The sequence below is a fragment of the Marinobacter vinifirmus genome (assembly GCF_002258215.1).
Lineage (GTDB): Bacteria > Pseudomonadota > Gammaproteobacteria > Pseudomonadales > Oleiphilaceae > Marinobacter > Marinobacter vinifirmus.
The window spans coordinates 272,169-292,237 of record NZ_NEFY01000001.1 but is presented as its reverse complement, the minus strand read 5'-3'; the positions used below and the strand labels follow the sequence as shown (position 1 = coordinate 292,237).

The following is a 20,069-nucleotide window of genomic DNA, read 5'->3' as shown; positions in this document are numbered from 1 at the left end:
GTGATGACTAACGATACGGAGAAATCACCATGACTACTCAGGCGACCCCGCAAGAGCAGGACTACCCCCTAAGCCCGGTGCCCATGGATCAACGCAAAAGCGTCTGGTCCATGGGGCTGGTACTGCTGGGCTTCACCTTTTTCACCGCTACCATGTGGGCCGGCGGCACCGTTGGTGTGGCCTTTGATTTTTCCACCATGCTGATGGTACTCGCAGCAGGTAACCTGCTACTGGGAATCTATGCCGCTGTACTGGGCTACATTGCAGCCAGGAGTGGTCTCAACACCGCCCTTATGAGCCGCTTCACCTTTGGAGAAATGGGCAGCAAGCTGTCGGATATCATCCTTGGCTTCACCCAGATTGGCTGGTACGCCTGGGGCACCGCCACCATGGCCATACTGTTAGTGAAACTGACCGGCATGCCGGAGAGCCTGACCACCCCGCTGATGGTCCTGTTCGGGTTCGGTTTCTGCGTCACGGCCTTTATCGGCTATCGCGGCCTTGAGTGGCTGTCCCGGGTGGCCGTGCCCGCCATGATTATTCTGGTAGCCGTCAGCATGACCATGGCCACCTCGGATGCCGGCGGGCTGGCCGGTTTACTGGCGATCACTCCATCCAGTGAGATGACGGTTGCGGCGGCTATTACCCTGGTGTTCGGCACCTTTGTCAGTGGCGGTACACAGGCCACCAACTGGACCCGCTTCGCCAAATCCGGAAAGACTGCCGTCATCGCCACGCTACTGGCGTTTTTCCTGGGCAACGGCCTGATGACCCTGATCGGCGCCTTCGGTGCCCTGGTTTATCAACAGGCCGACATTGTCGATATCATGGTCGCGCAGGGGCTGGCAACACTGGGCATTCTGATGCTGTTCCTGAACCTCTGGACCACCCAGGACAACACCGTCTATAACTTTGCTGTCGCAGGCTGCAACCTGGTCCGTACCCGCCGCCGCAAACTGGTCACCATTGTCGGGGCCGGCATCGGCACCGTCCTGGCGGTCATGGGCATGTACCAGTGGCTGATTCCATTTCTTGTCCTGCTGGGCACCTTTATCCCGCCCATCGGCGGCGTGATCATGGCCAGCTACTTTGTCGGCTATAAACGCCAGTACCCGAACCTGGCCACAACAACACTGCCCGCGTTCAACACACCCGGCCTTGCCGCTTACGCGATTGGCTCCGCAGCAGCCTACACCTCGCCCTGGATTGCGCCGATTGTCGGTGTGTTGGTGGCCGCATTCAGCTACAGCGTGGTGCTAGTGGTTTCCCAGGCGGTGCTGGAACGCCGGGCCATGGTGATGGGAACCGCATAAATGGCCCAACAGTGCATCGATGTACCCAAACTCCCGGGGCTGAGCACACAAACCGATGGCCTGGCCAGTGACGCCGACAGCTCAGACAATTTCAAATCACTGCTCATCGCCCACCTGCTGTTTAACCCTGAATCGCAGGTGCGCCAACACCAGGAGATAAAATGACCGAACAACTGAACGCAATCATAAACGCCCGCCTTCCGCGCAAGGATGGACTGTACAAACTCACCATTGCCGGCGGGCGCTTCACCAACATTCTCCCGATGCCAGGGCCCGCCGCCGCTGGGGACAACGAACTGGATGCCGCCGGCAACCTGGTTACGCCGGCCTTTGTCGAACCCCACATCCACCTGGATGCTGCCATGACCGCCGGTGAACCCCGCTGGAACCAGAGCGGCACTCTGTTTGAAGGCATTGAGTGCTGGGCCGAGCGCAAAGCCATGCTGTCCCATGAAGATGTGATCAAACGGGCCACCGAAACCCTTAAGCTGTTTGCCACCCACGGTATCCAGTACGTGCGCACCCATGTGGATGTAACCGACCCAAGCCTGACGGCCCTCAAGGCCATGCTGGAAGTGCGAGAACAGACCGCCGGATTGGTCGACCTACAGATCGTGGCTTTTCCACAGGAAGGCATCCTGTCCTTCAAGAATGGCCGAGAGCTGATGGAAGAGGCGGTGCGCCTGGGTGCCGATGTGGTAGGCGGCATCCCCCACTTCGAGTTCACCCGGGATTACGGCGCCGAGTCTGTGCGCTGGCTGATGGAGCTGGCCCACAAGAACGACCGGCTGGTGGATGTCCATTGCGATGAAATTGACGACCCGGAATCCCGGTTCCTGGAAGTGCTTGCCGCTGAAGCCCTACGCCTGGATTATGGATCCCGGGTAACCGCCAGCCACACCTGTGCCATGGGCTCTTACAACGATGCCTACTGCAGCCGGCTGTTCCGCTTGCTGAAAAAATCCGGCCTTCGGTTCCTATCCATGCCCACCGAAAGCCTGCACCTGCAAGGCCGTTTCGATGGCTACCCTAAGCGCCGCGGCCTGACCCGCGTACCGGAACTACTGGACGCCGGCCTGAAAGTCGCCTTCGGCCAGGACTCCATTCGCGACCCCTGGTATCCCATCGGCAATGGCAACATGCTGCGCACCCTGGACGTCGGCCTGCACGCCTGCCATATGTTGGGCATGAGCCAGATCGAAAAATCGCTGGAGCTCATCACCGATAACGGCGCCGCCGCGCTGGACCTTCAGGACTACGGCATTGAAGAAGGACTACCGGCCCGGTGTATCGTGCAGCAGGGACAAACCCCCTATGAAGTTTTGATGGGACAGCAACCCGTGCTGGCGTCTGTCCGGGACGGGAAATTGCTGATCAAGAGGGATATGATGAAATATGAAACTGACTTGAGCCTTTGAAGGCGGAAACGCGTTATGCCAAGGCTGTTTTTCGGACTGGAGATACCCGAGGCCGTCAAGGCGAGCCTCCTGCAGATGAAAACACAGGTAGCCGGGGCTCGCTGGCAAAGCCGTGGACAACTGCACCTGACCCTGGCATTCCTCGGCCAGGTCGAAGAGCCGCAGGTGGCTCTGGCCTGCGACCTGGCAAGAGGCGTTACCCGTGCCCCCTTTGAACTCAATGTGCAGGGACTGGGTTGCTTCGGTTCCCCGGAGAGCCCGAAAATTCTCTGGGCTGGAGTATCGCCGGAAGACCAACTTCGGGAGTTCCAACAAAACCTCGCAAACCGACTCACCAACAACGGGTTTACGCTAAAAAACCCAAGCTTCAAACCTCACATAACAATCAGTCGATTCCGCCCACCGACCGGTTCGGTGGCGTCACTGCTTGAGAGCCACAGGAACACCTCATTCGGCACCATGCCGGTTAAGGACTTCGTTCTGTTCGAAAGCACACCCGGTGCAGGTGGCTCGGTGTATACGGTACTTGAGCGGTTTGTATTGCCGACCCATACCGATTGACGCATTACAGCTGTTCAAGATATTTGAGCCCGGAGAGCTGGTTCATCTGCTGCTGAATCCAGGCCACCCGTTCCTGCACATAGGCTGTGGGTGCCGTTACGCTCAACACCTTTGGATTGGGTAGCACGGCGGCCAAACGAGCAGCCTGGGTCTGGGATAATTGGCGGGCAGGTTTGCCGAAGTAGATCTGGCTGGCGGCCTCTACTCCGTAGATTCCGGGCCCGAATTCCGCAATATTCAGGTAAACCTCCAGCACCCGCTCCTTTGGCCACAGGCCATCAATCCCCAGTGCCAGCACGGCTTCAAGCGCCTTGCGAACAAAGCTGCGACCATTCCAGAGAAACAGGTTCTTGGCGGTTTGCTGGGTAATGGTGCTGGCGCCCCGCAAGCCCTCTCCGGCCTTGTACTCGGATACTGCCTTGCGGATGGCCTCGAAATCCACCCCCGCATGATAGGGGAAGCGCTGGTCTTCACTGGCTACCACGGCCAGCGGCATCCAGGGTGAAATCTCCGCCATGAGCACCCATTCCTGCCGAAGCGGCTCTGGCGCAGTGCCAAGTTGATAAGCCAGCATAAAGGCGGAGGTAGGCGGGTTCACAAACCGGAACAAAAGGATGGTCAGAAAAACCATGGCCACAACAGCCCCGAATGCCATGGCTAGAAGGCGCAGGGATTTACGAATGAAAGACCTTTTGGCCATAGCCGGAACCTGTCGTACTCGGTTGAACATGTTTCAAACAGACATTACATGTTAGCCGACACGACAGGCCTTGGCGGTTACGATATGGAAAGCCTTAACGCGCAGGAATAAACCGGCCGTAGCCCATTTCCCGGCCGAACTCCGGCACCAGTTGCTCGTCGTCCACCGCCAGTTTGCCGTTGATCAGCACAGTTTTCACAATGCCCGGGTTACGGTTAACCAGCCGCTGCAAGCCAAAGTTCTCCATCTCGCCCCAGTGCACCTGTTCCAGGTTCTGGTCAAACCCTGACGGGTCGAACACCACCACATCGGCCCTGTCCCCTTCCCGGATTTTGCCTGCGTCGATACCAAACCAGTCGGCCTGGTCGCCGGTCAGGCGATGTACCGCCTGCTCCATGGTCATGATCGGGGAACCTTCCTCGATGGATTCCTGCACCAGCTTCAGCATGCGCAGAGGCAGGTTGTAGAACGCCATATTGCGGATGTGCGCACCGGCGTCGCTGAACTCTTCAAAGAACACCACATCAATACCGTCTGCATACACAGTGAATGGCGTAGGTACTGGGCAGGCTTTTCGACCATTCCCGGTCGCCGTCCACCTTGTCCCATTTCAGGCACATGGTCGAAAGCCCGAGAAAGCCTTCATCCAGCGCTTCTTTCAGCAACCGCTCCATGGTTTGCATTTCTTCCTCGCTGGGCTGAACCGCCAAGTCCGTCGCCCGGCTCAGCCCCATCACCCCCACCCGCAAATCACTATGGCCCAGAAAGCTGACCACATTCGTGCCCAGAGGCACCTGCTTGATGTGCTCCACCCATTGTTTAGGGGTAGACCAGGTTTTATGGGCCTTCAGAATGGGTAGTACCCGCTCCCGGGGAACGGTTTCTACGCGGGTGAAGATGTCCGATGCGTCCTCGTAATCACTGCAGATCATGCTCAATGAGCAGCTGCCCACCAGCACGGTGGTCACGCCATGGCGAACAGATTCCGACAGGCTCGGGCTGACCAGCAATTCGGCATCGTAATGGGTATGGGTGTCCAGAAAACCGGGGGTTACCCACTTGCCGGTGGCATCAATTACGCGCTCGGCTTCGGCATGAGGAATAGGGGCAGCAGTAACCTTGGCGATATGGCCCCCTTTGATTGCCAGGTTACGAATGGCAGAAGGCGCTCCAGTGCCGTCGAAATAGCGGCCGCCTTCAATAATGAAATCGTACCGGTCCATAGTCACTTTCCTATTTTTTATGTTGTTATTGTCAGGGCATCGGACTGATAGCAACAGACCCGATTTCTACCTTGCTCCTTAGCCTTGTAAAGTGCTTTATCTGCTCGATCTACGGCGCATTCGACCGATTCCACCAGCGCATTTACTTCCGCAATTCCCAAACTTACGGTGACCTGAATCACCTCACCACCTTCAACGACGACGGTCTCGCCCGCAACTGCTTCACGTATCCTCTCAGCGCAACGTCGAGCTTCCGCGAGGTCGGCATCAGGTAGAAGAAGCACAAATTCCTCACCACCAAAACGCGCCACCAGATCACGGGACCGACTGTGCTTCTTAAAAATAGCCGAAATCTTCGTCAGCACCTGATCCCCTATACTGTGACCATGAGTATCGTTAACGGCTTTGAAGAAGTCGACATCGACAGCAATCACCGACAACGGCTCCCCAGTCGACTTTGCTTTCTCTAGCAGATACCCCGCTTCGGCCATGAAGTAGCGGCGATTATAGAGTCGCGTCAACGGGTCAGTAGCTGCCTGCTTCTTCAGTTCATCTTGCCTGGATCGAACATCCTCCAAAATCTTTATCCGGTACGAAATAATAAACGCCAGCGTGAGCGCCTCCAGCACAATGCCTATACCAACGCCATGACTGCTGATATAACCCGGTTCAATCAACCCCTTGTAGTAAAGCACCGCAAAGCCGTTGAAAACCACGAAGAACGTGTGGCCAACGAGAAAGAATTTCACCAACGGATGGCCTTTGCGAAACAGTGAAATACTGACCGAGAAAGTTACCACCATCATCAATGCTGCCAGACTGCTGGCGGGCTTCAACGCTGCCGAAATATCAAAAATCCCATAGGCAAAGGTAACAGCCAGCAACGCCAACATAACCTGCAGGAAACGGTGCTCCGTAGGGTAGTGCTGCCGGGTCTCGAATATGGCCATCATAAATAGCAGCAGAAAAACCGGCATGGTGATCAGCGACAGATTCAATATGAAGACTGAATCGCCGTATGCGGAGAAGGATTTGGCAATCAAGCCGTACGATAAGGCGATCCACACCAACCCCGAGATAAGGTACAGCGAATAGAGAATGTTCTCTTTCTTGCTGGTAGCGAAGTACAAAAGGCCGTTATAAAACACCAGAGCAATCATCATTCCGACCAACAGGGCAATATCCAGATGACCGCCTACCAGAGCCCGACGGGAATGCTCGTCATCGAATATCTCCAGAGAAAACCACTGGTGTGAATAGACATGACTACGAACATAGAGCACCGTGGTTTCTCCTGACGGCACTCGAAAAGGGTAAACAACGGTACCCTGATACATCAGGGGAGCATCGGAGGCATTGTTGAGGTCTATCGAGGCGCGGTCAATCAGTGTATGCGAGCGCTCTTCATAGATATCAATAGCACGCACATGATACGCCTTGGGGAGGTGCAGGAAGAGCTCACGCTCCTGCTCTGCGGCGTTGAATACCGCAACCCGGTACCAGGTTACCGTCGCCTTTGTTCCTAATGTGGTTGTACTGGTTGTTGGCTGGAAGGGTTGTTGGCGCACCGACGAAAAGTCCAGCGACCGGGAGTCATCCGTAAAGTACTCTACGGTGAAATCCGTCAAACGTACCTCGGCCTGGGCAATGTCCAACGTTGGCATTGCATGCACGACAATGCTCACCATCCATAGAACCAGGAAATACAAAGCAGCACGGAACGATACCATCGGTGGAGTCCTTATGCCCACGGAAAGCCGGAAGTGTAGCCGCCATACTCACAAAATGGAAAGTCGCTACCCATAATGCTGCTATCCATAAAGCGGCTGAATGTCTCGAGCCGCTTTAGCGTTGCCCTTTGCCGGGCTTGGGTGGGTAGTTTTGCCACGCCACCTCCAGAGACTACTTTCCGAATGATTGCCGGCTACTTGGTCATATGCCCGACATAGGCGGCGACAAAGGCGGTTTCCTGAAAGGCCTTCAAGCCGGTTTCAGCAAACGGAACGGGTAACGGGGTCGATGCCAGTGTGGATTTAATCAGGGAAGACGGCAGCAACCGGACTTCCGGCTCGTTTCCGGCCATCAGTTGAATCGTCGCCTCCAGCTTGAAGCTGATGGCCCCGCCGGCGAACTTGCCCTTGGGCATCCGCTCCTTGATCGCCACACACCCAACCTCGTGTTCAGCCATCAGGGCTGCGAAGTCAGCCTGAAACTGTTTCAGGTCTTCCCGGGTATGGTTCTTGCGCAGTGACAGCTTACGAACCTTGCACTCCGGCAGGCTGAATTGCCCGCGGTCGAGATTCAGCAAACACACCACCGCATCGCTGCCGGTCAGTTCAACGCCACATACAATCATTTTAGTTTCCTTAACCTGTCGCTGTTAAACCAGCCGGGCATTCATGCTGTTGAGGGCGAGCCGCCGGGCCTGGTCTTCCGTCATGCCCAGGCTGTCCCGCAGCGCGGTGAAGTTCTCCAGCACATAGCCACCGAAATACGCCGGGTCATCCGAGTTCACGGTCACATTCAAACCGCGTTCCAGCAGTTCAAGAATGTTGTGCTGCGCCATATCCGGAAACACGCACAACTTGATATTAGACAGCGGGCAAACCGTTAACGGAACCTGCTCGTCCGCCAGCCTGTCGAGCAAGGCGGGATCTTCGGCCGCACGAACACCGTGGTCAATCCGGTTGACCTTGAGCAGGTCCAGAGCCTGCCAGATATACTCCGGCGGCCCTTCCTCGCCGGCATGGGCAACCGCCAGAAAGCCCTCGGCCCGGGCCTTGGCAAACACCCGCTCGAACTTGCTGGGCGGATGCCCCTTCTCGGAGCTGTCCAGCCCTACGGCAAAGAACTGATCCCGAAACGGCATGGCCTGCTGCAAGGTCTGAAAGGCTTCCTCTTCCGACAGATGGCGAAGAAAGCTCAGAATCAGCCCGCCGGTTATTCCCAGCTGTGCACGGCCGTCACGCAGTGCGGTGCTGATGCCTGTGATGGCGGCTTCGAATGGAATACCACGTTCGGTATGGGTTTGGGGATCAAAGAAAGGCTCAACGTGCACCACGCCCTGGGCATGGCATTTCTGCAGATAGGCCCAGGTAAGGTCATAGAAATCCTGCTCCGTGCGCAGAACGTTCGCACCCTGATAATACAGGTCCAGGAATTCCTGAAGGTTGTTGAAAGAATAAGCCTGCCGCAGTGCCTCTACATCGGCCCACGGCAGTTCAATATTGTTGCGCCGGGCAAGTGCAAACATCAGTTCCGGTTCAAGGGCACCCTCAAGGTGCAGGTGCAGCTCTGCTTTCGGCAAGGCTGTGAGCCAGGCATCATTCATAGTGATCTCCGGGGATTCAGGGAGGTAATCAGAACGCCATGAGTTCTTGCAGGTCCCGCTTGAGCTCATCCGGGGAGGTAATCCACAGCTCGCCCTGCCCACCGGGGAAGACGCCCACGTCCAGGCCATCGCGACTCAGGCCGGCTACCCACTTCCGGAAGAAATCCGGCAAAGAAACCGTTTTGGGAGAGAGATCGCCGGAGTCTTTGGCGTAGTCAGCAGCAAATTCTGAACCGGGCCAGACCGGCAGGTAAGCAACGCCATCTTCGTCGGAAACAATTTTCAGAAACTGGTTATCAGCATTGACCAGAATCCAGATTTCCCGCTCTTCAACAACGGCATCCAGGAAGTAATCGTATCGCTCCTCGCCGTCCATCTCGAGAATCTGCGCCAAGGGGTTATCGCTCATGAAGGCTCCATAAAATAACGCCACCGCCTGAAACGGCGGTGCTAAAACCGAAGCCTATCATGAATTCTGCCGAGGCAGCTCTGCTTACCCGGGAGTTAACTCCCGATCACCACACTACCGCTGCCGATGGTTACACCACCGCAAGACACGGCGCTGCCGGTAACGGCTGCAGGGATGCCATTAATCAGCACAGTAGCAGAACCCGCCGCTACGGCGCGGGGATGAGGCGGATGCTTGGGCTTGGAGTGCGGTGCCAGGGGATCGCCCACACGGGCGACAGGCTTACCATCAACCAGAACATCGGGGGAACCGGCAATCACCGGGGTGGGCGGGAACCCTTCATGGTCTGTGCCCAGATCGCCCAACAAAACCACATTCTTACTCATTCCTTTGCTCCTTCAATCCGTGACGGAGAGTGTCCATAATTTTCTGACCTCACGGGTACCGTTGCAGTACCCATGAAGCAGCAATGCTAAACACAAATGCGGCAATAACCAAGCCTTAACCGGCCAGCGCAGCCCGCACCATCTTGCTTAACTGTCCCATATCCACCCGGCCGGTTACCTGGGGGCGCAACTCGTTCATTACATTGCCCATGTCCTGCATGCCTTTGGCACCGGTCGAGCCAATGGCTGCACGAATCAAACCTTCAAGCTCTTCTTCGCTGAGCGCGGCGGGCATGAACTCTTCAATAATGGCCATTTCTGCCCGTTCTTTGTCCGCCAGCTCACCACGACCCGCTTCCTCATACTGGCTGGCCGCATCACGGCGCTGCTTGAGCATTTTATCCAGCACTTTCAGCACGTCGTCGTCGCCAAGCTCACGGCGCTCATCAATCTCGATCTGCTTCACCGCCGCCTGGGCCATGCGCAGGGTAACAAGCCGGTCCTTCTCCTTGTTGCGCATGGCATCTTTTACGGCGTTGCCAAGCTGTTCTTTGAGAGATGATTCCGCCATGGTGAGCTCCTGTTCTGTCAGTTGTGGAAGGCGCACATAATATCAAAGAACCGGCGACATACCGCGTATCGAACACTTCCCGGCTGCTTTGATTGGTGGTATTGGTTTCAACCTTCATCCTGAGAAATGGAAGAGTGCCCGGTGCCCCCAGAAGTGCTGGCGACAGCTGGCCGACGACGTTTTAGCATGCTTGCTGCATTCGTGATATAGGCAGAAGCAGAAATCAGGATGCGGACAAAAACGGGGCTGTCTCGGTTTCCCGAACTTTTATTAAGTTGTAGTCGCCCCCATATTCGTTAGGATCATGCTATTTCCCACCCACCATCAGGACACCCTAATGAGCGCAATTCTCAAACAGTTTCTTCTTGTTTCAAGCATCTACCTGCTGGCCCCAGCCGCTAGCGCCTTCAGCCTGAACGATGCTCTCGCCACCGGCACACAAGCACTTTCGTCCACAACGGAAGTCACTGGCGAAGCCCAGCAGTTGGTGGGCCAGCTCCAGAATGACCTTGGTGTTACCAAGACCCAGGCCGTTGGCGGCACCGGAGCCCTGTTGCAGCTTGCACAGAATCAGCTGGGTACAGACGCCATGAGCAGTCTGACCAGCGAAGCTTCCGGCCTGTCCAGCCTGCTGGGCGGCGGTGGCGGGCTGGGTGAAAGCCTACTGTCCAACGTGACTTCTATGGACGGTGTTCAGACCGCATTCTCGGCCCTTGGCATGGACGCAGGCATGATCCAGCAGTTTGTGCCGATTGTGATGGGATTCCTGGGTAACCAGGGGGTGGGCTCGTCGTTGCTGGGACAGCTGCAAAGCTTATGGGCACCAGCGCCGTAAGCTGAGTTCTGCCGGGGGTGCTCTGAACACCCCCGGATATAAGTATTTTCCCGTTTTCGAAAACTTTCCTATCTAATGCCCATTAATTAGCGTACTGTCTCCCTTGTTGGAAAGATTTAGCAAAGCATTTCACGAATCAGACCTTTTGTGTTGCAAAACCTCTTGTCCTGTTTTTGATCCTGCCAGTTTTTTATTTCCCGCATACCGCTGACCAAGGGTCACAACGATCTATCGGTAGCAACTTATTGATTAAAATCAGGATAATTATTATGTCTACTATTAAAGGCAACGTTAAGTTCTTCAACGAAGCAAAAGGTTTTGGCTTTATTACTCGTGAAGGCGGTGCAGACGTATTCGTTCACTACAGCTCTATTCAGGGTGGCGGATTCAAGACTCTGGCCGAAGGCCAGGAAGTTGAATTCACAGTGACCGACGGCCAGAAAGGCCCGCAGGCAGAGAACGTTATTGGTCTGTAATTAACAGATAATATACGTAATGAAAAAAGGCAGCCGAGGCTGCCTTTTTTATTGATCCTGCCCGGAAAACAGTAACATTACGGCTTGCTCGGGTTATTGCCGGATCATCAATTGCTCTTCAGGTTAATCTGCTTCGGGCCAGCAGTGGTCAGCTGCCCACTCTTACCTTTTCCAACATGTTCAACACGCCCACCAGACTTCAAAAAGGCCGCTGTCTGCGCCTCAATCTCGGCGGAAGTCAAAGTCGATTTTACGGCTTTCTTGCTCATTATATTATCCATGTTAAGTCTTGGCATATTCGCCGGGTTCACTAACGCAGTATAACTGAATCAGGAAATAATTGCTGAGAGAACAGATAATGCATGCTTCCTATTCTCTTTAGCAGGTATCTCCAGTTGCCGCTTTATCACTTGGCACGCACCACAATACGCGCCTAAACACATCAAACAGGCTTCGAGCCCACCTGTACTATAACCCTCAGCTGCACCCCCAAAGGCTCGGCGTAAGCGCAGAGATCTTTCATCAGCTGACCCCAAACTTCCAGGTCAGTCTCATCCACTTCGGATTTGTCATCAATCGAAAATAGCCAAAGCACAGGGCCTTCCAGTTGATCGACCTGATCAAGCAGCAGGTCATAGGCCGCATCCCAGTTATTGCCGAAATAGTCCGGAAAATTAAAGGACTCTTTGAGCCTGTTCAGCACAATCTTCTTATTCAGCTTGCCGTCCTTATCCAGCGGAATAGCCCGTGGATCCAGTTGATCACTGTGCTGCCAGGTGATGACAGAGGACTTATCATTCTGCTTACTCATCTCTATGCCCCTGGATACGGGTGAACGTACCGTAGTGGTCTTCCGTGTAGTAGAACACTTCCGGTGGATTCCCACCCGTTACCACTCGGCGCGGCCCCCGATGCGATAGCCCCGGCGTATCCACCGTGTATTCCCGGTAGTACCCTTTAGGCTTGGACGGCAAGAGTCGTTCACGGTTTTCAAAGGTGATGCCATCACGCGTGTAAGGATAAGGCCCATTCTGCCGAATCCGCTCAAGCGTGTTATAAAGCTCCTGCTCCTGCGCGGAAAGACCGGGTTCGCTGGATTGCTCCGGGGCTCCCGGCAAGAAATCAAAGTTGCCGCCCTGCAGCTGGAACAGGCCGAAGACCACAAACGCCAGGGCAATCAGAATCTTTTTCATGGACTTGCTCTTTTTGAAAACGGATTCGGGCTTACATGCCGCGATTTATAACGATGTAGATCATACCAATGAAAAATAGCAGATCGGCACCCGGAAAGGAGGCATAACTCGATGGCCACTAACCTGCCCTACTCCCAGGCTTGTGAGAACAACAAAACACCCATCCTCGAGAAGCTCCGCAAGATCTTTAATGCGCCGGGGAAAGTACTGGAGGTGGGCACAGGCACCGGACAGCACGCGGTGCATTTCGCGACGGCGATGCCTCACCTGCAGTGGCAACCGACCGATCATCCGGACGCTGTGGACAGTTGTCGCGCCCGCCTTGAGCAAGCCGCGCTGCCCAACATCCTGCCGGTGATTGAACTGGACGTAGGTGCGGCTCCCTGGCCCGTCGAAACCTTCACCTGGGCGTTTTCCGCAAACACGGCCCACATCATGGCGTGGACTGAAGTCGAACAGATGTTTCGCGGTATTGGCGAGCGCCTGCCCGAGGGCGGCGCCTTTTGCCTGTATGGGCCTTTTAACAATCAGGGCCGGTATACCAGTGAAAGCAACCGACAGTTTGATCAATACCTGAAAGCCCGTTCGCCCCACATGGGCATCCGGGACCTGGAAGATCTGAGGGCCCTTGCGGAATCGGTGGGTCTCACTCTGGCGGAGAACCATGCCATGCCTGCAAACAACCAATTGCTGGTGTTCAGGCGACTATCTTGAGTGTCAGTTGCGTTCCTTCAAGACCCCGTAAATGCTGCGAACAGCGGGATCCTCTGGCGCGCCAGATTCAATTACATCTTCCAGAAGTTCCAGAACCCGCTTTTCATCATTACTTCGGAAACTCGGCCAGAACACATAGGGCACAACATCCGGATTCCGGATATAGAAAAGTGCGGCTTCTTCCGGCTTGGCAGTATCGCCCCGAAGGCCTACGGTGAACCGCTGCCCCTCGCTGTCCACAAGAATAACGACCAGCGACTTTTCGGACTCCACTTCCCTAACTTCACCAACGGTGACCGGAGCCTCAAGGCCAGGTACGGAAGTGATGTAATACTGAACACCGACAAACCCCAGAAGGACAACTAACAGCACCGCCAGGGCGATTGATTTCATCATGGGCACAGCCTGAAAAGGTCGACTTGGATCTCATTGGATCTCTGAGAGATTTAAACGCAGGCCAGTATAACCGCCTCACGCCTCATTCGCTTTCCGATACTGCCCCTGATAATCAAACACCCGCTCCTGTACCTGCCAGTAGTGCTTGTGCTTGCGGGCAATCACGAAATCAGGCGATGGTAACAAGACCTGACTCTCAAACACTTCATCCATACTGCCGAACGTTTTCGGAGCCTGGCCATTGGCAACCCTTCTGCCAAAAAGTTTGTTGAACACGGTACGCTGGGCCGGCTTTGTGAAGTCGAATGACTCCTTCAACTCTTCCCCATCTTCGCCATGGTAAGTGAGCCGCAGCCTGGAATCTTCAGCACTTAATGAAATCCCGGCGCAACGAATCACCATGGCATCCTTGAGTCTCAGGGCATCCCGTAGCTGATCATCCGGATCGATAATGGCCTGCTGGCAGTGCCCACAGTTACGGGCGGCAATATCATTCTCACCGCCGCAATGGGGGCACTCCTTGAAGCGGAAACGGTAATCGCACTGCTGGGCGCGCGCTCCATCACCCTCCGCAGGCTCCAGCAGCCCCTGACAACGGCGGCCGTAATGCTCGATCACACTGCCCTCGCTGTCGGTTTTGCCCCAGAAGATGTTGGCAAAGCCACAGCCGGGGCAGAACACCTGCACTGGCTCACTGTCGGGATCGGGTTTTGGCTCCCCCACTTCCGGATGATGCAGGTTTACATGGTTACCGGCGTAATCAATCACCAGGCAATCCTGCTTGCCTTCGTCCAGGCGAAGACCGCGACCCACCATCTGCTGGTACAGGCTGACCGACTGGGTTGGCCGAAGAATGGCGATCAAATCCACATGGGGCGCATCAAAGCCGGTGGTGAGCACAGAGACGTTTACCAGGTACTTCAACTGTCGCAGTTTGAAGCGCTGGATCAGCAGATCACGATCTTTCAGGTCGGTCGCCCCGGTCACCAGGGCGGTTTCGTGCTCCGGCAGATAGCCGGTGATCTCCCGCGCATGCTCCACCGTCGCCGCAAAAATCATCACGCCCTTGCGCTCAGCGGCCATTTCCACCACCTGTTCGATGATGGCGCGGGTCACCCGTTTGTGCTTGCTCAACAGCTGGTTGACGTCCTTCTCGGCATACTCGCCAAAGCGGTCCTGCGTGAGGGCGGAGAAATCGTATTGCGCCACCGCCGCGTTCACCAGCTCGGGCTTTGTCAGATAGCCCCTATTAATCATATAGCTTAACGGCAGCTCGTAAATGCAATGCTGGAAGGGCTTGGCCTGATCTTCACCAGAGCCACGAACAAAGCCCCGGTAGTGATAACGATAAATCCAGCCCATGGCCAGGCGATAGGGCGTGGCGGTAAGCCCCAGCACTTTCAGGGAGTCGTTCTGCTGCCGCAGCAGCTCGATGATGCGTTGATACTGGCTGGTTTCCTCACCGCTGACCCGATGGCACTCATCGATAATGACCAGCGAATATTCATCCCGGAACTGCTCCAGGTTCGCCGCGACCGACTGCACACTGGCAAAAGTCACCTGATGCCGGTTTTCCTTGCGCTTCAGCCCGGCCGAGAAAATGCCGCCCGTTAAACCATAGCTCTCATACTTGGCGTGATTCTGTTCCACCAGTTCCTTTACGTGGGTCAGCACCAGAATCTTTCGCCGGGCAAGCCGGGCCAGCTCGGCAATGACCAGACTCTTTCCGGCGCCGGTGGGCAACACAATGACCGCAGACTCATCCGATCTGCGGAAGTGGTCAAGCGTGGCGTCGACGGCTTCCTGTTGGTAGGGGCGGAGTTTGAAAGGCAAGGTCATGGTCGAGCATCAGATCGTTTGGAGGTGGGCAAGGCAAACATAGTAACAAAACCGCTGGCTGTTACCCGCGCACGGGCATCGATGCAGAATACTGTATAAATATACAGAACTTATGTTAAGCTGCCCACTTATCAAGGGTCTTACCAACCATCATTACCCCGGAGGCGATGGCATACCATGGGCGTAAAAGCACTTTATTATTCCGAGAGGGACGGACTGGACATGGCACTGAAAAACCCGGACAAAATGCTGTTTTCGTCCAAAGCTGAAGCCGATGCCCGGGACAAAATCCTCGAACTTTCCGAAGAGGTCGCCGCCTTCCTGCAACGCAAGGTCAGCGGGCTGTCAGAGGAACTGGCCGAACAATGCGCACTGGCCATTGCGGAAGAAAAAGAACTGTTCAGCCGGGCACTGAAAAAGCCGGAACTATTGAACGAAGCCGCCGCAGCCGAGTAAAACCCGACCCGGCGTTTCCATGGCCAACGGCCTTAGTTAATGATGATGACCGCCCGGGCCATGAACATGGCCGTGGGCGATTTCTTCGGCCTCGGCCGCTCGCACCTCGATAATCTCGATATCAAAGGTCAGCGTCTTACCAGCCATCGGATGATTGGTGTCGACATCGGCGAACTTGAGCCCGACCTTGGCAACCACCACATGGCGACGGCCATGCTCTGTTTGCACCTGGGCAACCATGCCCGGTTTCCAGCGCTTTGCACCTATCAGATGCTTGACCGGTACGCGCTGAATGGCGTCTGGCCTGCGAGCGCCATAGGCCTTGTCCGGTGACACCGTTACACTGAAGGTATCGCCTGCCTCGCGGCCTTCCAGAGCCTCTTCCAGCCCCCGGATAATACCGCCGTGGCCATGCAGGTAGGCGTTCGGCTCTCCGCCACGGGAATTTTCAACTTCATTGCCCCGCTCATCTCTCACGATGTAGTGAAACAGGACCACTTGATTCTTTTCGATTGGCATAGCGTTCTCTGCAATGATTAAAGGCACTCATTAAATGACCTGAACTCAGGCCCGGCTTTCAACACCCGGCTCGAATCGCTCCTGCAGCCAGGCCTTGATGTCATCGGATTCGTAAAGCCACTGCTCACTGCCATCCTCCTGACAAATCTTCAGGCAAGGCACTTTGACCTGACCACCGCCAGCCTCCAGCGCGGCACGATGCTGCGGGTCGTGCTGGGCGTCGCGGGTTTCAATGTTCAGCCCCAGCCGGGCGATTTCCTTACGCACCTTGATGCAGAAAGGGCAAGCTTTGAACTGGTACAGGGCAAGGTTCTTGCTGGCCTCGTCAACGCTGGCTTGCTGTTCAGCACTGCGAGTTACGCCCTTGGGTGTGCTGAGCTTTTCGCTGAGCAGCATGAACGGCGTCAGGACAAGACGCAGGGCGCGGAAAAAATAACGAATAATGATTCTCATGGGTAACACTCAGATTCCGGATTAAAGGTAACCTACCGGGTGCCGGCACTTTGGCTTGATTTGCGAACTATAAATTCGGGGAAGAGGATACCATTTCCCCGGTTGACCCGGTAATGCCCACTGAGTAGAACGAAAGTTTCCCAGGATGACTGTTTCTCTGGCATTGCCGGGGCAGCCCCTTATCCTGCCAAGTAAACCGGGACTGCCAACTACGTTACACACAAAAGCTGTGGATAACTTTGTTGGGAACCTCGGGTTAACCACCTCTAAGCCTTGAGCAGCAAGGGTTCGCGGAAACTGGTTCAAAAATGGGCAATGCGGGGATGCTACATGAACGTGAGGGACGCCTTTCACTTCGTCTCTCCCGGAAAATACGCTCACCTCAGCTGGCTGTCCTTACTGCCCCGCCGATTAACCCCCCGAGACGTCGACTGTTGCTTTTCAAGCGCAGACTGACAGGCAAAGACGGTGCGTTCTGCCTGTACGGGCCGTTCAAGCATAAGGGCGGTTACACCAGCGAGAGCAACAAGGCGTTTGATCAGTCGCTGAAATCCCAAGCACCCCACATGGGCATCCGAGATATTGAAGCCCTGTCTGAGCTGGCCAAGGCCGTTGGCCTGCAACTCCAGGACGATGTTGCAATGCCCGCCAATAACGAGCTTCTGGTGTTTGTTCGGGGCATCTGCGAGCCGTAGCCAATCCGCACAGCGAGATTTGGGTCCTGCCACGAGTACAGAGAGGGCTCAGCACTCGATCAAAAGCCCATACGGCCGTTCCAGGGCTGCCCGCACCTCGCCGATTGAAAACACCCGGGCGAATTCCGCAAATCGCCGCCCCTCAAACCATAACTGCACTACTGGCAGCGAGAAAATACCCTGAGCCGCACACAGCGCACCGGCTGTTGCCTGGCAATCAATGTAGGCAGTAACCAGCTTCGGGAATTTTTCACTGGAAAGGCGCTCCAGTTGGGGTTTGATAGCCTGGCAGACGCCACAACTTGCCCCTCCATACAGCAGCAACACCACAGGGTTGGACTGCAGCAATGTTGAGAGCTCGTCGTCCGAGCAGACGTTTTGCATCATCAAAACCTTAGAAGCATGAACGGCCTGATCTCCAGGGCCTGCCTGACGAACTCGGCGCCCGGCCACAGTAACAACCAGCAAAGCACTGCGAGATTGAGGACGACATTGAACCAGAAAGACACCTGGTACGAGGTCTTTCTGGTTTTATGGCGAAAGAATTGCTGGCCCACCAGTGCCCCCGGCCAGCCGCACAGGAGTTCAAACAGATGCAACCGCCCCTCGGGGACACGCCTCCTGCCGCTCTCAGCTGCCCCCTTATCGACGGCATACATCAAGAAGGTCGCTACACTCATTACGCCATAGGCCGCCGGCAACAGCACTGACACATAACCCTGAACATACAACACAGAAACCGCCCCTGCGACTGCAGCGGCAATCAACAGAGCAAACCAAACGCCCGTGGCGACCGCTGCGCTGTGTCTCGCCACGCCAGCGTACTGGAAACTGGACGCCCTCAGCCGCCCCTTCTCATCTTTTGTCTGTGCGTAGACCACCTTGCGGCTGGCCGAGGGCCTGCCCCGGCCCTGATAGGCGCTGATGTGGGCAAACAGACGCTCGCCACCGTTCTCTGGCGTGATAAAACCGAAACCCTTGGCGTCGTTCCATGAGGTGAGTAAGCCTTTTTGATTCACGTGGTGCTTCCTTGATTAGTCTTTTCCGGTTTTCCCTATATCACTGTTTCATCAAGCGTGCTAAAAGATTGCGCCCGGCCGTCGCCTGGGTATTCTCTCCTTCAGGATATCAGCATGTCAGATAAATTTTTCTACAAAGGTCGGCAAGACGCCCGCCAGCATCACACTGCTTATGGCGGTTTTCAGACCAACGCCAGCCAAAAGAGCGGCAGCAAGAAGTACCCGCTAACGCTGGTGGTTACCAGTGAAGCGCGCAAGAAAGAAGTTGAGGCTCAAGTGGCTGCGGCGAAACTTCACGCGACGATCTCCGTTGATACCCGCGAGGGCGCCGTTGAATCCGTCAACGAGCTCACGGCTATCCTGAACAAAACGGGAACGGTCACCACAGCAAAATCCCCCTCCCGCAACGACGCCTGCACTTGCGGTAGTGGACTCAAATTCAAGAAATGCTGCGGCTGAGAATAACCGGGGCTTAGGGGGCATTATTATGATTGTATGCGGAGTAGAACTGACCGGCAGCGATGCGGTGGTGTGTATGCTGAATATGGACCGTGGCCAATTCAACCTGCCCGACTGCAAAGTACGCAAACTCTCGCTACCCAAAAACCACAGCCGGGACGACCTGAAAACGTTTCAGGCCACCTTTGCGGCGCTGATGGCCGAGAGCGGCGTGGCCACGGTTGCCATCAAGGAGCGGATGCAAAAAGGCAAGTTTGCCGGTGGCGCCTGGACATGATCCTGAACCAGTTTGTTCCGCAGGAAAGGGCTGCTCGCCACTGGATGCACCAGAACCCCGACGCTGTTGAAACCTGGCTGGAAGGCGTGACGCATCGCGACGGGAGCCCAGCCGATGCCAACGCCATCGCGCAATCCATGAAATTGACCGTGAATAACTGAGTGTTGCAGTAAGACGACAAAAGCCCCCTGCTGGGGGCTTTTGTGTTCATAGTGACTCGCAAGTAAACTCGTTCGTTAACCGAAATGAGAGCCAAAGTTCACATGGCAAAACCCAAACGCATCTACCTGGCCGGCCCGGAAGTGTTTTTCCCACACGAAGAACACAACGCCATCGTCGCCGAGAAAAAGCGCCTGCTGCGCGAAGCCGGCTGTGAAGGCATAGACCCACTGGACACCGCCCTGACGTTTTCCGAACGCGACGCCAAACCCACGCGCGGCCACCGAATCTACCAGGCCAACCGCGAACTGATGGACAGTTGCGACGCCATCATTGCCAACCTCACCCCCTTCCGCGGCATCAGTGCGGACCCGGGCACGGTGTTCGAAGTCGGCTACATGATCGGCCAGGGCAAACCTGCGTTCGGGTTCACGATGGACCGCCGGCATTACCGTGAACGCGCGGGCGCAGCCGATCGGGATGAGCTGGGCCACAGCATTGAAGACTTCGAGATGAGCGACAACCTGATGATTGAGGGAGGCATCAGAGAGTCCGGTGGCCAGCTACTGGTTGCAGAACAGCCAGGCGAACACCGGTTTTTCTCGGCTGAATTGTTCCGCCGTTGTGTTCAGGCGCTGATAGGCCATAGGCACTCCAGATAATGGTC

Annotated in this window: 30 protein-coding genes and 1 pseudogene; 13 read left to right on the top strand and 18 right to left on the bottom strand. The window is 55.7% G+C overall.

The window, feature by feature from the left end; genetic code table 11:
- Positions 1 to 29: 29 nt before the first annotated feature.
- The 4 genes from codB to thpR are packed head-to-tail and all read left to right on the top strand — an operon-like array spanning position 30 to position 3,292.
- Complete coding sequence (gene codB / locus B9Q17_RS01385) at positions 30 to 1,313, top strand: cytosine permease (RefSeq protein ID WP_094623803.1); 1,284 nt, start codon at positions 30 to 32, stop codon at positions 1,311 to 1,313.
- Positions 1,314 to 1,478 (top strand): hypothetical protein, encoded by a 165-nt coding sequence (locus tag B9Q17_RS17975; RefSeq protein WP_154707604.1) that lies wholly within the window; start codon positions 1,314 to 1,316, stop codon positions 1,476 to 1,478.
- The gene (gene codA, locus B9Q17_RS01380; RefSeq protein ID WP_022987925.1) at positions 1,475 to 2,731 is read left to right on the top strand and encodes a cytosine deaminase; all 1,257 of its coding nucleotides are present in this window, start codon (positions 1,475 to 1,477) and stop codon (positions 2,729 to 2,731) included. Before B9Q17_RS17975 ends, codA begins: the two co-directional genes overlap by 4 nt.
- Positions 2,732 to 2,746: 15 nt before the next feature.
- Positions 2,747 to 3,292 (top strand): RNA 2',3'-cyclic phosphodiesterase, encoded by a 546-nt coding sequence (gene thpR / locus B9Q17_RS01375; protein ID WP_094623802.1) that lies wholly within the window; start codon positions 2,747 to 2,749, stop codon positions 3,290 to 3,292.
- Between the two features lie 4 nt (positions 3,293 to 3,296).
- Here thpR and mtgA read toward each other — a convergent pair whose 3' ends face one another.
- The 9 genes from mtgA to B9Q17_RS01335 all read right to left on the bottom strand — a co-directional run bounded on the left by mtgA (position 3,297) and on the right by B9Q17_RS01335 (position 9,912).
- Positions 3,297 to 3,992: a monofunctional biosynthetic peptidoglycan transglycosylase gene (mtgA, locus tag B9Q17_RS01370; RefSeq protein WP_094623801.1), complete on the bottom strand. Its 696-nt coding sequence runs from the start codon at positions 3,990 to 3,992 to the stop codon at positions 3,297 to 3,299.
- A gap of 94 nt (positions 3,993 to 4,086) precedes the next feature.
- On the bottom strand, positions 4,087 to 4,536 hold the full coding sequence (locus B9Q17_RS18540) for an amidohydrolase family protein (RefSeq protein WP_414673923.1): 450 nt from the start codon (positions 4,534 to 4,536) through the stop codon (positions 4,087 to 4,089).
- Entirely contained in the window at positions 4,517 to 5,215 is a 699-nt protein-coding gene (locus B9Q17_RS18535; protein ID WP_228285711.1) for an amidohydrolase family protein, read from the bottom strand. Before B9Q17_RS18535 ends, B9Q17_RS18540 begins: the two co-directional genes overlap by 20 nt.
- 17 nt (positions 5,216 to 5,232) lie before the next feature.
- Complete coding sequence (locus tag B9Q17_RS01360) at positions 5,233 to 6,945, bottom strand: sensor domain-containing diguanylate cyclase (RefSeq protein ID WP_094623800.1); 1,713 nt, start codon at positions 6,943 to 6,945, stop codon at positions 5,233 to 5,235.
- A 194-nt stretch (positions 6,946 to 7,139) separates the two neighbouring features.
- Complete coding sequence (locus tag B9Q17_RS01355; RefSeq protein ID WP_094623799.1) at positions 7,140 to 7,571, bottom strand: DUF3010 family protein; 432 nt, start codon at positions 7,569 to 7,571, stop codon at positions 7,140 to 7,142.
- 24 nt (positions 7,572 to 7,595) lie between these two features.
- Positions 7,596 to 8,546 (bottom strand): adenosine deaminase, encoded by a 951-nt coding sequence (locus tag B9Q17_RS01350; RefSeq protein ID WP_094623798.1) that lies wholly within the window; start codon positions 8,544 to 8,546, stop codon positions 7,596 to 7,598.
- 28 nt (positions 8,547 to 8,574) lie between these two features.
- Entirely contained in the window at positions 8,575 to 8,955 is a 381-nt protein-coding gene (locus B9Q17_RS01345) for a DUF2750 domain-containing protein (protein ID WP_094623797.1), read from the bottom strand.
- A gap of 95 nt (positions 8,956 to 9,050) precedes the next feature.
- Positions 9,051 to 9,341, bottom strand: coding sequence for a type VI secretion system PAAR protein (locus tag B9Q17_RS01340; protein WP_022987917.1), 291 nt, complete (start codon positions 9,339 to 9,341; stop codon positions 9,051 to 9,053).
- 115 nt (positions 9,342 to 9,456) lie between these two features.
- Complete coding sequence (locus B9Q17_RS01335) at positions 9,457 to 9,912, bottom strand: GatB/YqeY domain-containing protein (protein WP_094623796.1); 456 nt, start codon at positions 9,910 to 9,912, stop codon at positions 9,457 to 9,459.
- Positions 9,913 to 10,249: 337 nt separating this feature from the next.
- Between B9Q17_RS01335 and B9Q17_RS01330 the strand changes: the two genes are divergently transcribed.
- Entirely contained in the window at positions 10,250 to 10,747 is a 498-nt protein-coding gene (locus tag B9Q17_RS01330; protein WP_022987914.1) for a DUF2780 domain-containing protein, read from the top strand.
- A gap of 269 nt (positions 10,748 to 11,016) precedes the next feature.
- Positions 11,017 to 11,223 carry a cold-shock protein gene (locus B9Q17_RS01325; protein WP_022987913.1) on the top strand — a complete coding sequence of 69 codons (207 nt, stop codon included), beginning with the start codon at positions 11,017 to 11,019 and terminating at the stop codon, positions 11,221 to 11,223.
- 107 nt (positions 11,224 to 11,330) lie between these two features.
- On the opposite strand, the gene B9Q17_RS18165 is transcribed toward B9Q17_RS01325, so the two are convergent.
- The 3 genes from B9Q17_RS18165 to B9Q17_RS01315 all read right to left on the bottom strand — a co-directional run bounded on the left by B9Q17_RS18165 (position 11,331) and on the right by B9Q17_RS01315 (position 12,416).
- On the bottom strand, positions 11,331 to 11,492 hold the full coding sequence (locus B9Q17_RS18165; protein WP_022987912.1) for a PFL_1563 family small protein: 162 nt from the start codon (positions 11,490 to 11,492) through the stop codon (positions 11,331 to 11,333).
- 173 nt (positions 11,493 to 11,665) lie between these two features.
- Complete coding sequence (locus B9Q17_RS01320; RefSeq protein WP_094623795.1) at positions 11,666 to 12,034, bottom strand: barstar family protein; 369 nt, start codon at positions 12,032 to 12,034, stop codon at positions 11,666 to 11,668.
- Positions 12,027 to 12,416 (bottom strand): guanyl-specific ribonuclease, encoded by a 390-nt coding sequence (locus B9Q17_RS01315; protein WP_094623794.1) that lies wholly within the window; start codon positions 12,414 to 12,416, stop codon positions 12,027 to 12,029. The genes B9Q17_RS01320 and B9Q17_RS01315 overlap by 8 nt, the downstream gene beginning before the upstream one ends.
- A 111-nt stretch (positions 12,417 to 12,527) precedes the next feature.
- Here B9Q17_RS01315 and B9Q17_RS01310 point away from each other — a divergent pair, with 111 nt between their 5' ends.
- Positions 12,528 to 13,130, top strand: a complete 603-nt coding sequence (locus B9Q17_RS01310) for a DUF938 domain-containing protein (RefSeq protein ID WP_094623793.1) — start codon at positions 12,528 to 12,530, stop codon at positions 13,128 to 13,130.
- 3 nt (positions 13,131 to 13,133) lie between these two features.
- On the opposite strand, the gene B9Q17_RS01305 is transcribed toward B9Q17_RS01310, so the two are convergent.
- Together B9Q17_RS01305 and radD are read right to left on the bottom strand one after the other, a co-directional pair.
- Positions 13,134 to 13,526 (bottom strand): hypothetical protein, encoded by a 393-nt coding sequence (locus B9Q17_RS01305; RefSeq protein WP_094623792.1) that lies wholly within the window; start codon positions 13,524 to 13,526, stop codon positions 13,134 to 13,136.
- Between the two features lie 75 nt (positions 13,527 to 13,601).
- Complete coding sequence (radD, locus tag B9Q17_RS01300; RefSeq protein ID WP_094623791.1) at positions 13,602 to 15,365, bottom strand: DNA repair helicase RadD; 1,764 nt, start codon at positions 15,363 to 15,365, stop codon at positions 13,602 to 13,604.
- A gap of 177 nt (positions 15,366 to 15,542) precedes the next feature.
- On the opposite strand from radD, the gene B9Q17_RS01295 reads away from it, so the two are divergent.
- Positions 15,543 to 15,821: a YebG family protein gene (locus B9Q17_RS01295; protein WP_094623790.1), complete on the top strand. Its 279-nt coding sequence runs from the start codon at positions 15,543 to 15,545 to the stop codon at positions 15,819 to 15,821.
- A 36-nt stretch (positions 15,822 to 15,857) separates the two neighbouring features.
- On the opposite strand, the gene B9Q17_RS01290 is transcribed toward B9Q17_RS01295, so the two are convergent.
- Both B9Q17_RS01290 and B9Q17_RS01285 read right to left on the bottom strand, forming a co-directional pair.
- Positions 15,858 to 16,340 carry an FKBP-type peptidyl-prolyl cis-trans isomerase gene (locus tag B9Q17_RS01290; RefSeq protein ID WP_094623789.1) on the bottom strand — a complete coding sequence of 161 codons (483 nt, stop codon included), beginning with the start codon at positions 16,338 to 16,340 and terminating at the stop codon, positions 15,858 to 15,860.
- Between the two features lie 45 nt (positions 16,341 to 16,385).
- Positions 16,386 to 16,793, bottom strand: a complete 408-nt coding sequence (locus B9Q17_RS01285) for a glutaredoxin family protein (RefSeq protein ID WP_094623788.1) — start codon at positions 16,791 to 16,793, stop codon at positions 16,386 to 16,388.
- Positions 16,794 to 17,227: 434 nt separating this feature from the next.
- On the opposite strand from B9Q17_RS01285, the gene B9Q17_RS01275 reads away from it, so the two are divergent.
- Entirely contained in the window at positions 17,228 to 17,488 is a 261-nt protein-coding gene (locus tag B9Q17_RS01275) for a DUF938 domain-containing protein (protein WP_244177280.1), read from the top strand.
- A 48-nt stretch (positions 17,489 to 17,536) separates the two neighbouring features.
- Here the strand turns inward: B9Q17_RS01275 and B9Q17_RS01270 are convergent, their stop codons facing one another.
- Together B9Q17_RS01270 and B9Q17_RS01265 are read right to left on the bottom strand one after the other, a co-directional pair.
- Complete coding sequence (locus tag B9Q17_RS01270) at positions 17,537 to 17,875, bottom strand: thioredoxin family protein (protein WP_244177279.1); 339 nt, start codon at positions 17,873 to 17,875, stop codon at positions 17,537 to 17,539.
- Entirely contained in the window at positions 17,875 to 18,507 is a 633-nt protein-coding gene (locus B9Q17_RS01265; protein ID WP_094623787.1) for a DUF1294 domain-containing protein, read from the bottom strand. Before B9Q17_RS01265 ends, B9Q17_RS01270 begins: the two co-directional genes overlap by 1 nt.
- Positions 18,508 to 18,621: 114 nt before the next feature.
- On the opposite strand from B9Q17_RS01265, the gene B9Q17_RS01260 reads away from it, so the two are divergent.
- The 4 genes and pseudogenes from B9Q17_RS01260 to B9Q17_RS01245 all read left to right on the top strand — a co-directional run bounded on the left by B9Q17_RS01260 (position 18,622) and on the right by B9Q17_RS01245 (position 20,064).
- On the top strand, positions 18,622 to 18,966 hold the full coding sequence (locus tag B9Q17_RS01260) for a PBPRA1643 family SWIM/SEC-C metal-binding motif protein (RefSeq protein WP_094623786.1): 345 nt from the start codon (positions 18,622 to 18,624) through the stop codon (positions 18,964 to 18,966).
- A 28-nt stretch (positions 18,967 to 18,994) separates the two neighbouring features.
- Positions 18,995 to 19,234, top strand: a pseudogene (locus tag B9Q17_RS01255) (DUF3010 family protein); the annotation flags it as partial.
- Between the two features lie 5 nt (positions 19,235 to 19,239).
- Positions 19,240 to 19,404, top strand: a complete 165-nt coding sequence (locus B9Q17_RS01250; protein WP_244177278.1) for a hypothetical protein — start codon at positions 19,240 to 19,242, stop codon at positions 19,402 to 19,404.
- Between the two features lie 102 nt (positions 19,405 to 19,506).
- A complete protein-coding gene (locus B9Q17_RS01245; protein ID WP_094623785.1) occupies positions 19,507 to 20,064 on the top strand; it encodes a nucleoside 2-deoxyribosyltransferase in 558 nt (185 codons plus the stop codon).
- Positions 20,065 to 20,069: the final 5 nt, after the last annotated feature.

Bases quoted from the DNA above. Each gene is read 5' to 3' on its own strand.
- codB (WP_094623803.1), top strand. From the start codon at position 30: ATGACTACTCAGGCGACCCCGCAAGAGCAGGACTACCCCCTAAGCCCG.
- B9Q17_RS17975 (WP_154707604.1), top strand. From the start codon at position 1,314: ATGGCCCAACAGTGCATCGATGTACCCAAACTCCCGGGGCTGAGCACA.
- codA (WP_022987925.1), top strand. From the start codon at position 1,475: ATGACCGAACAACTGAACGCAATCATAAACGCCCGCCTTCCGCGCAAG.
- thpR (WP_094623802.1), top strand. From the start codon at position 2,747: ATGCCAAGGCTGTTTTTCGGACTGGAGATACCCGAGGCCGTCAAGGCG.
- mtgA (WP_094623801.1), bottom strand. From the start codon at position 3,992: ATGGCCAAAAGGTCTTTCATTCGTAAATCCCTGCGCCTTCTAGCCATG.
- B9Q17_RS18535 (WP_228285711.1), bottom strand. From the start codon at position 5,215: ATGGACCGGTACGATTTCATTATTGAAGGCGGCCGCTATTTCGACGGC.
- B9Q17_RS01360 (WP_094623800.1), bottom strand. From the start codon at position 6,945: ATGGTATCGTTCCGTGCTGCTTTGTATTTCCTGGTTCTATGGATGGTG.
- B9Q17_RS01355 (WP_094623799.1), bottom strand. From the start codon at position 7,571: ATGATTGTATGTGGCGTTGAACTGACCGGCAGCGATGCGGTGGTGTGT.
- B9Q17_RS01350 (WP_094623798.1), bottom strand. From the start codon at position 8,546: ATGAATGATGCCTGGCTCACAGCCTTGCCGAAAGCAGAGCTGCACCTG.
- B9Q17_RS01345 (WP_094623797.1), bottom strand. From the start codon at position 8,955: ATGAGCGATAACCCCTTGGCGCAGATTCTCGAGATGGACGGCGAGGAG.
- B9Q17_RS01340 (WP_022987917.1), bottom strand. From the start codon at position 9,341: ATGAGTAAGAATGTGGTTTTGTTGGGCGATCTGGGCACAGACCATGAA.
- B9Q17_RS01335 (WP_094623796.1), bottom strand. From the start codon at position 9,912: ATGGCGGAATCATCTCTCAAAGAACAGCTTGGCAACGCCGTAAAAGAT.
- B9Q17_RS01330 (WP_022987914.1), top strand. From the start codon at position 10,250: ATGAGCGCAATTCTCAAACAGTTTCTTCTTGTTTCAAGCATCTACCTG.
- B9Q17_RS01325 (WP_022987913.1), top strand. From the start codon at position 11,017: ATGTCTACTATTAAAGGCAACGTTAAGTTCTTCAACGAAGCAAAAGGT.
- B9Q17_RS18165 (WP_022987912.1), bottom strand. From the start codon at position 11,492: ATGAGCAAGAAAGCCGTAAAATCGACTTTGACTTCCGCCGAGATTGAG.
- B9Q17_RS01320 (WP_094623795.1), bottom strand. From the start codon at position 12,034: ATGAGTAAGCAGAATGATAAGTCCTCTGTCATCACCTGGCAGCACAGT.
- B9Q17_RS01315 (WP_094623794.1), bottom strand. From the start codon at position 12,416: ATGAAAAAGATTCTGATTGCCCTGGCGTTTGTGGTCTTCGGCCTGTTC.
- B9Q17_RS01310 (WP_094623793.1), top strand. From the start codon at position 12,528: ATGGCCACTAACCTGCCCTACTCCCAGGCTTGTGAGAACAACAAAACA.
- B9Q17_RS01305 (WP_094623792.1), bottom strand. From the start codon at position 13,526: ATGATGAAATCAATCGCCCTGGCGGTGCTGTTAGTTGTCCTTCTGGGG.
- radD (WP_094623791.1), bottom strand. From the start codon at position 15,365: ATGACCTTGCCTTTCAAACTCCGCCCCTACCAACAGGAAGCCGTCGAC.
- B9Q17_RS01295 (WP_094623790.1), top strand. From the start codon at position 15,543: ATGGGCGTAAAAGCACTTTATTATTCCGAGAGGGACGGACTGGACATG.
- B9Q17_RS01290 (WP_094623789.1), bottom strand. From the start codon at position 16,340: ATGCCAATCGAAAAGAATCAAGTGGTCCTGTTTCACTACATCGTGAGA.
- B9Q17_RS01285 (WP_094623788.1), bottom strand. From the start codon at position 16,793: ATGAGAATCATTATTCGTTATTTTTTCCGCGCCCTGCGTCTTGTCCTG.
- B9Q17_RS01270 (WP_244177279.1), bottom strand. From the start codon at position 17,875: ATGATGCAAAACGTCTGCTCGGACGACGAGCTCTCAACATTGCTGCAG.
- B9Q17_RS01260 (WP_094623786.1), top strand. From the start codon at position 18,622: ATGTCAGATAAATTTTTCTACAAAGGTCGGCAAGACGCCCGCCAGCAT.
- B9Q17_RS01250 (WP_244177278.1), top strand. From the start codon at position 19,240: ATGATCCTGAACCAGTTTGTTCCGCAGGAAAGGGCTGCTCGCCACTGG.
- B9Q17_RS01245 (WP_094623785.1), top strand. From the start codon at position 19,507: ATGGCAAAACCCAAACGCATCTACCTGGCCGGCCCGGAAGTGTTTTTC.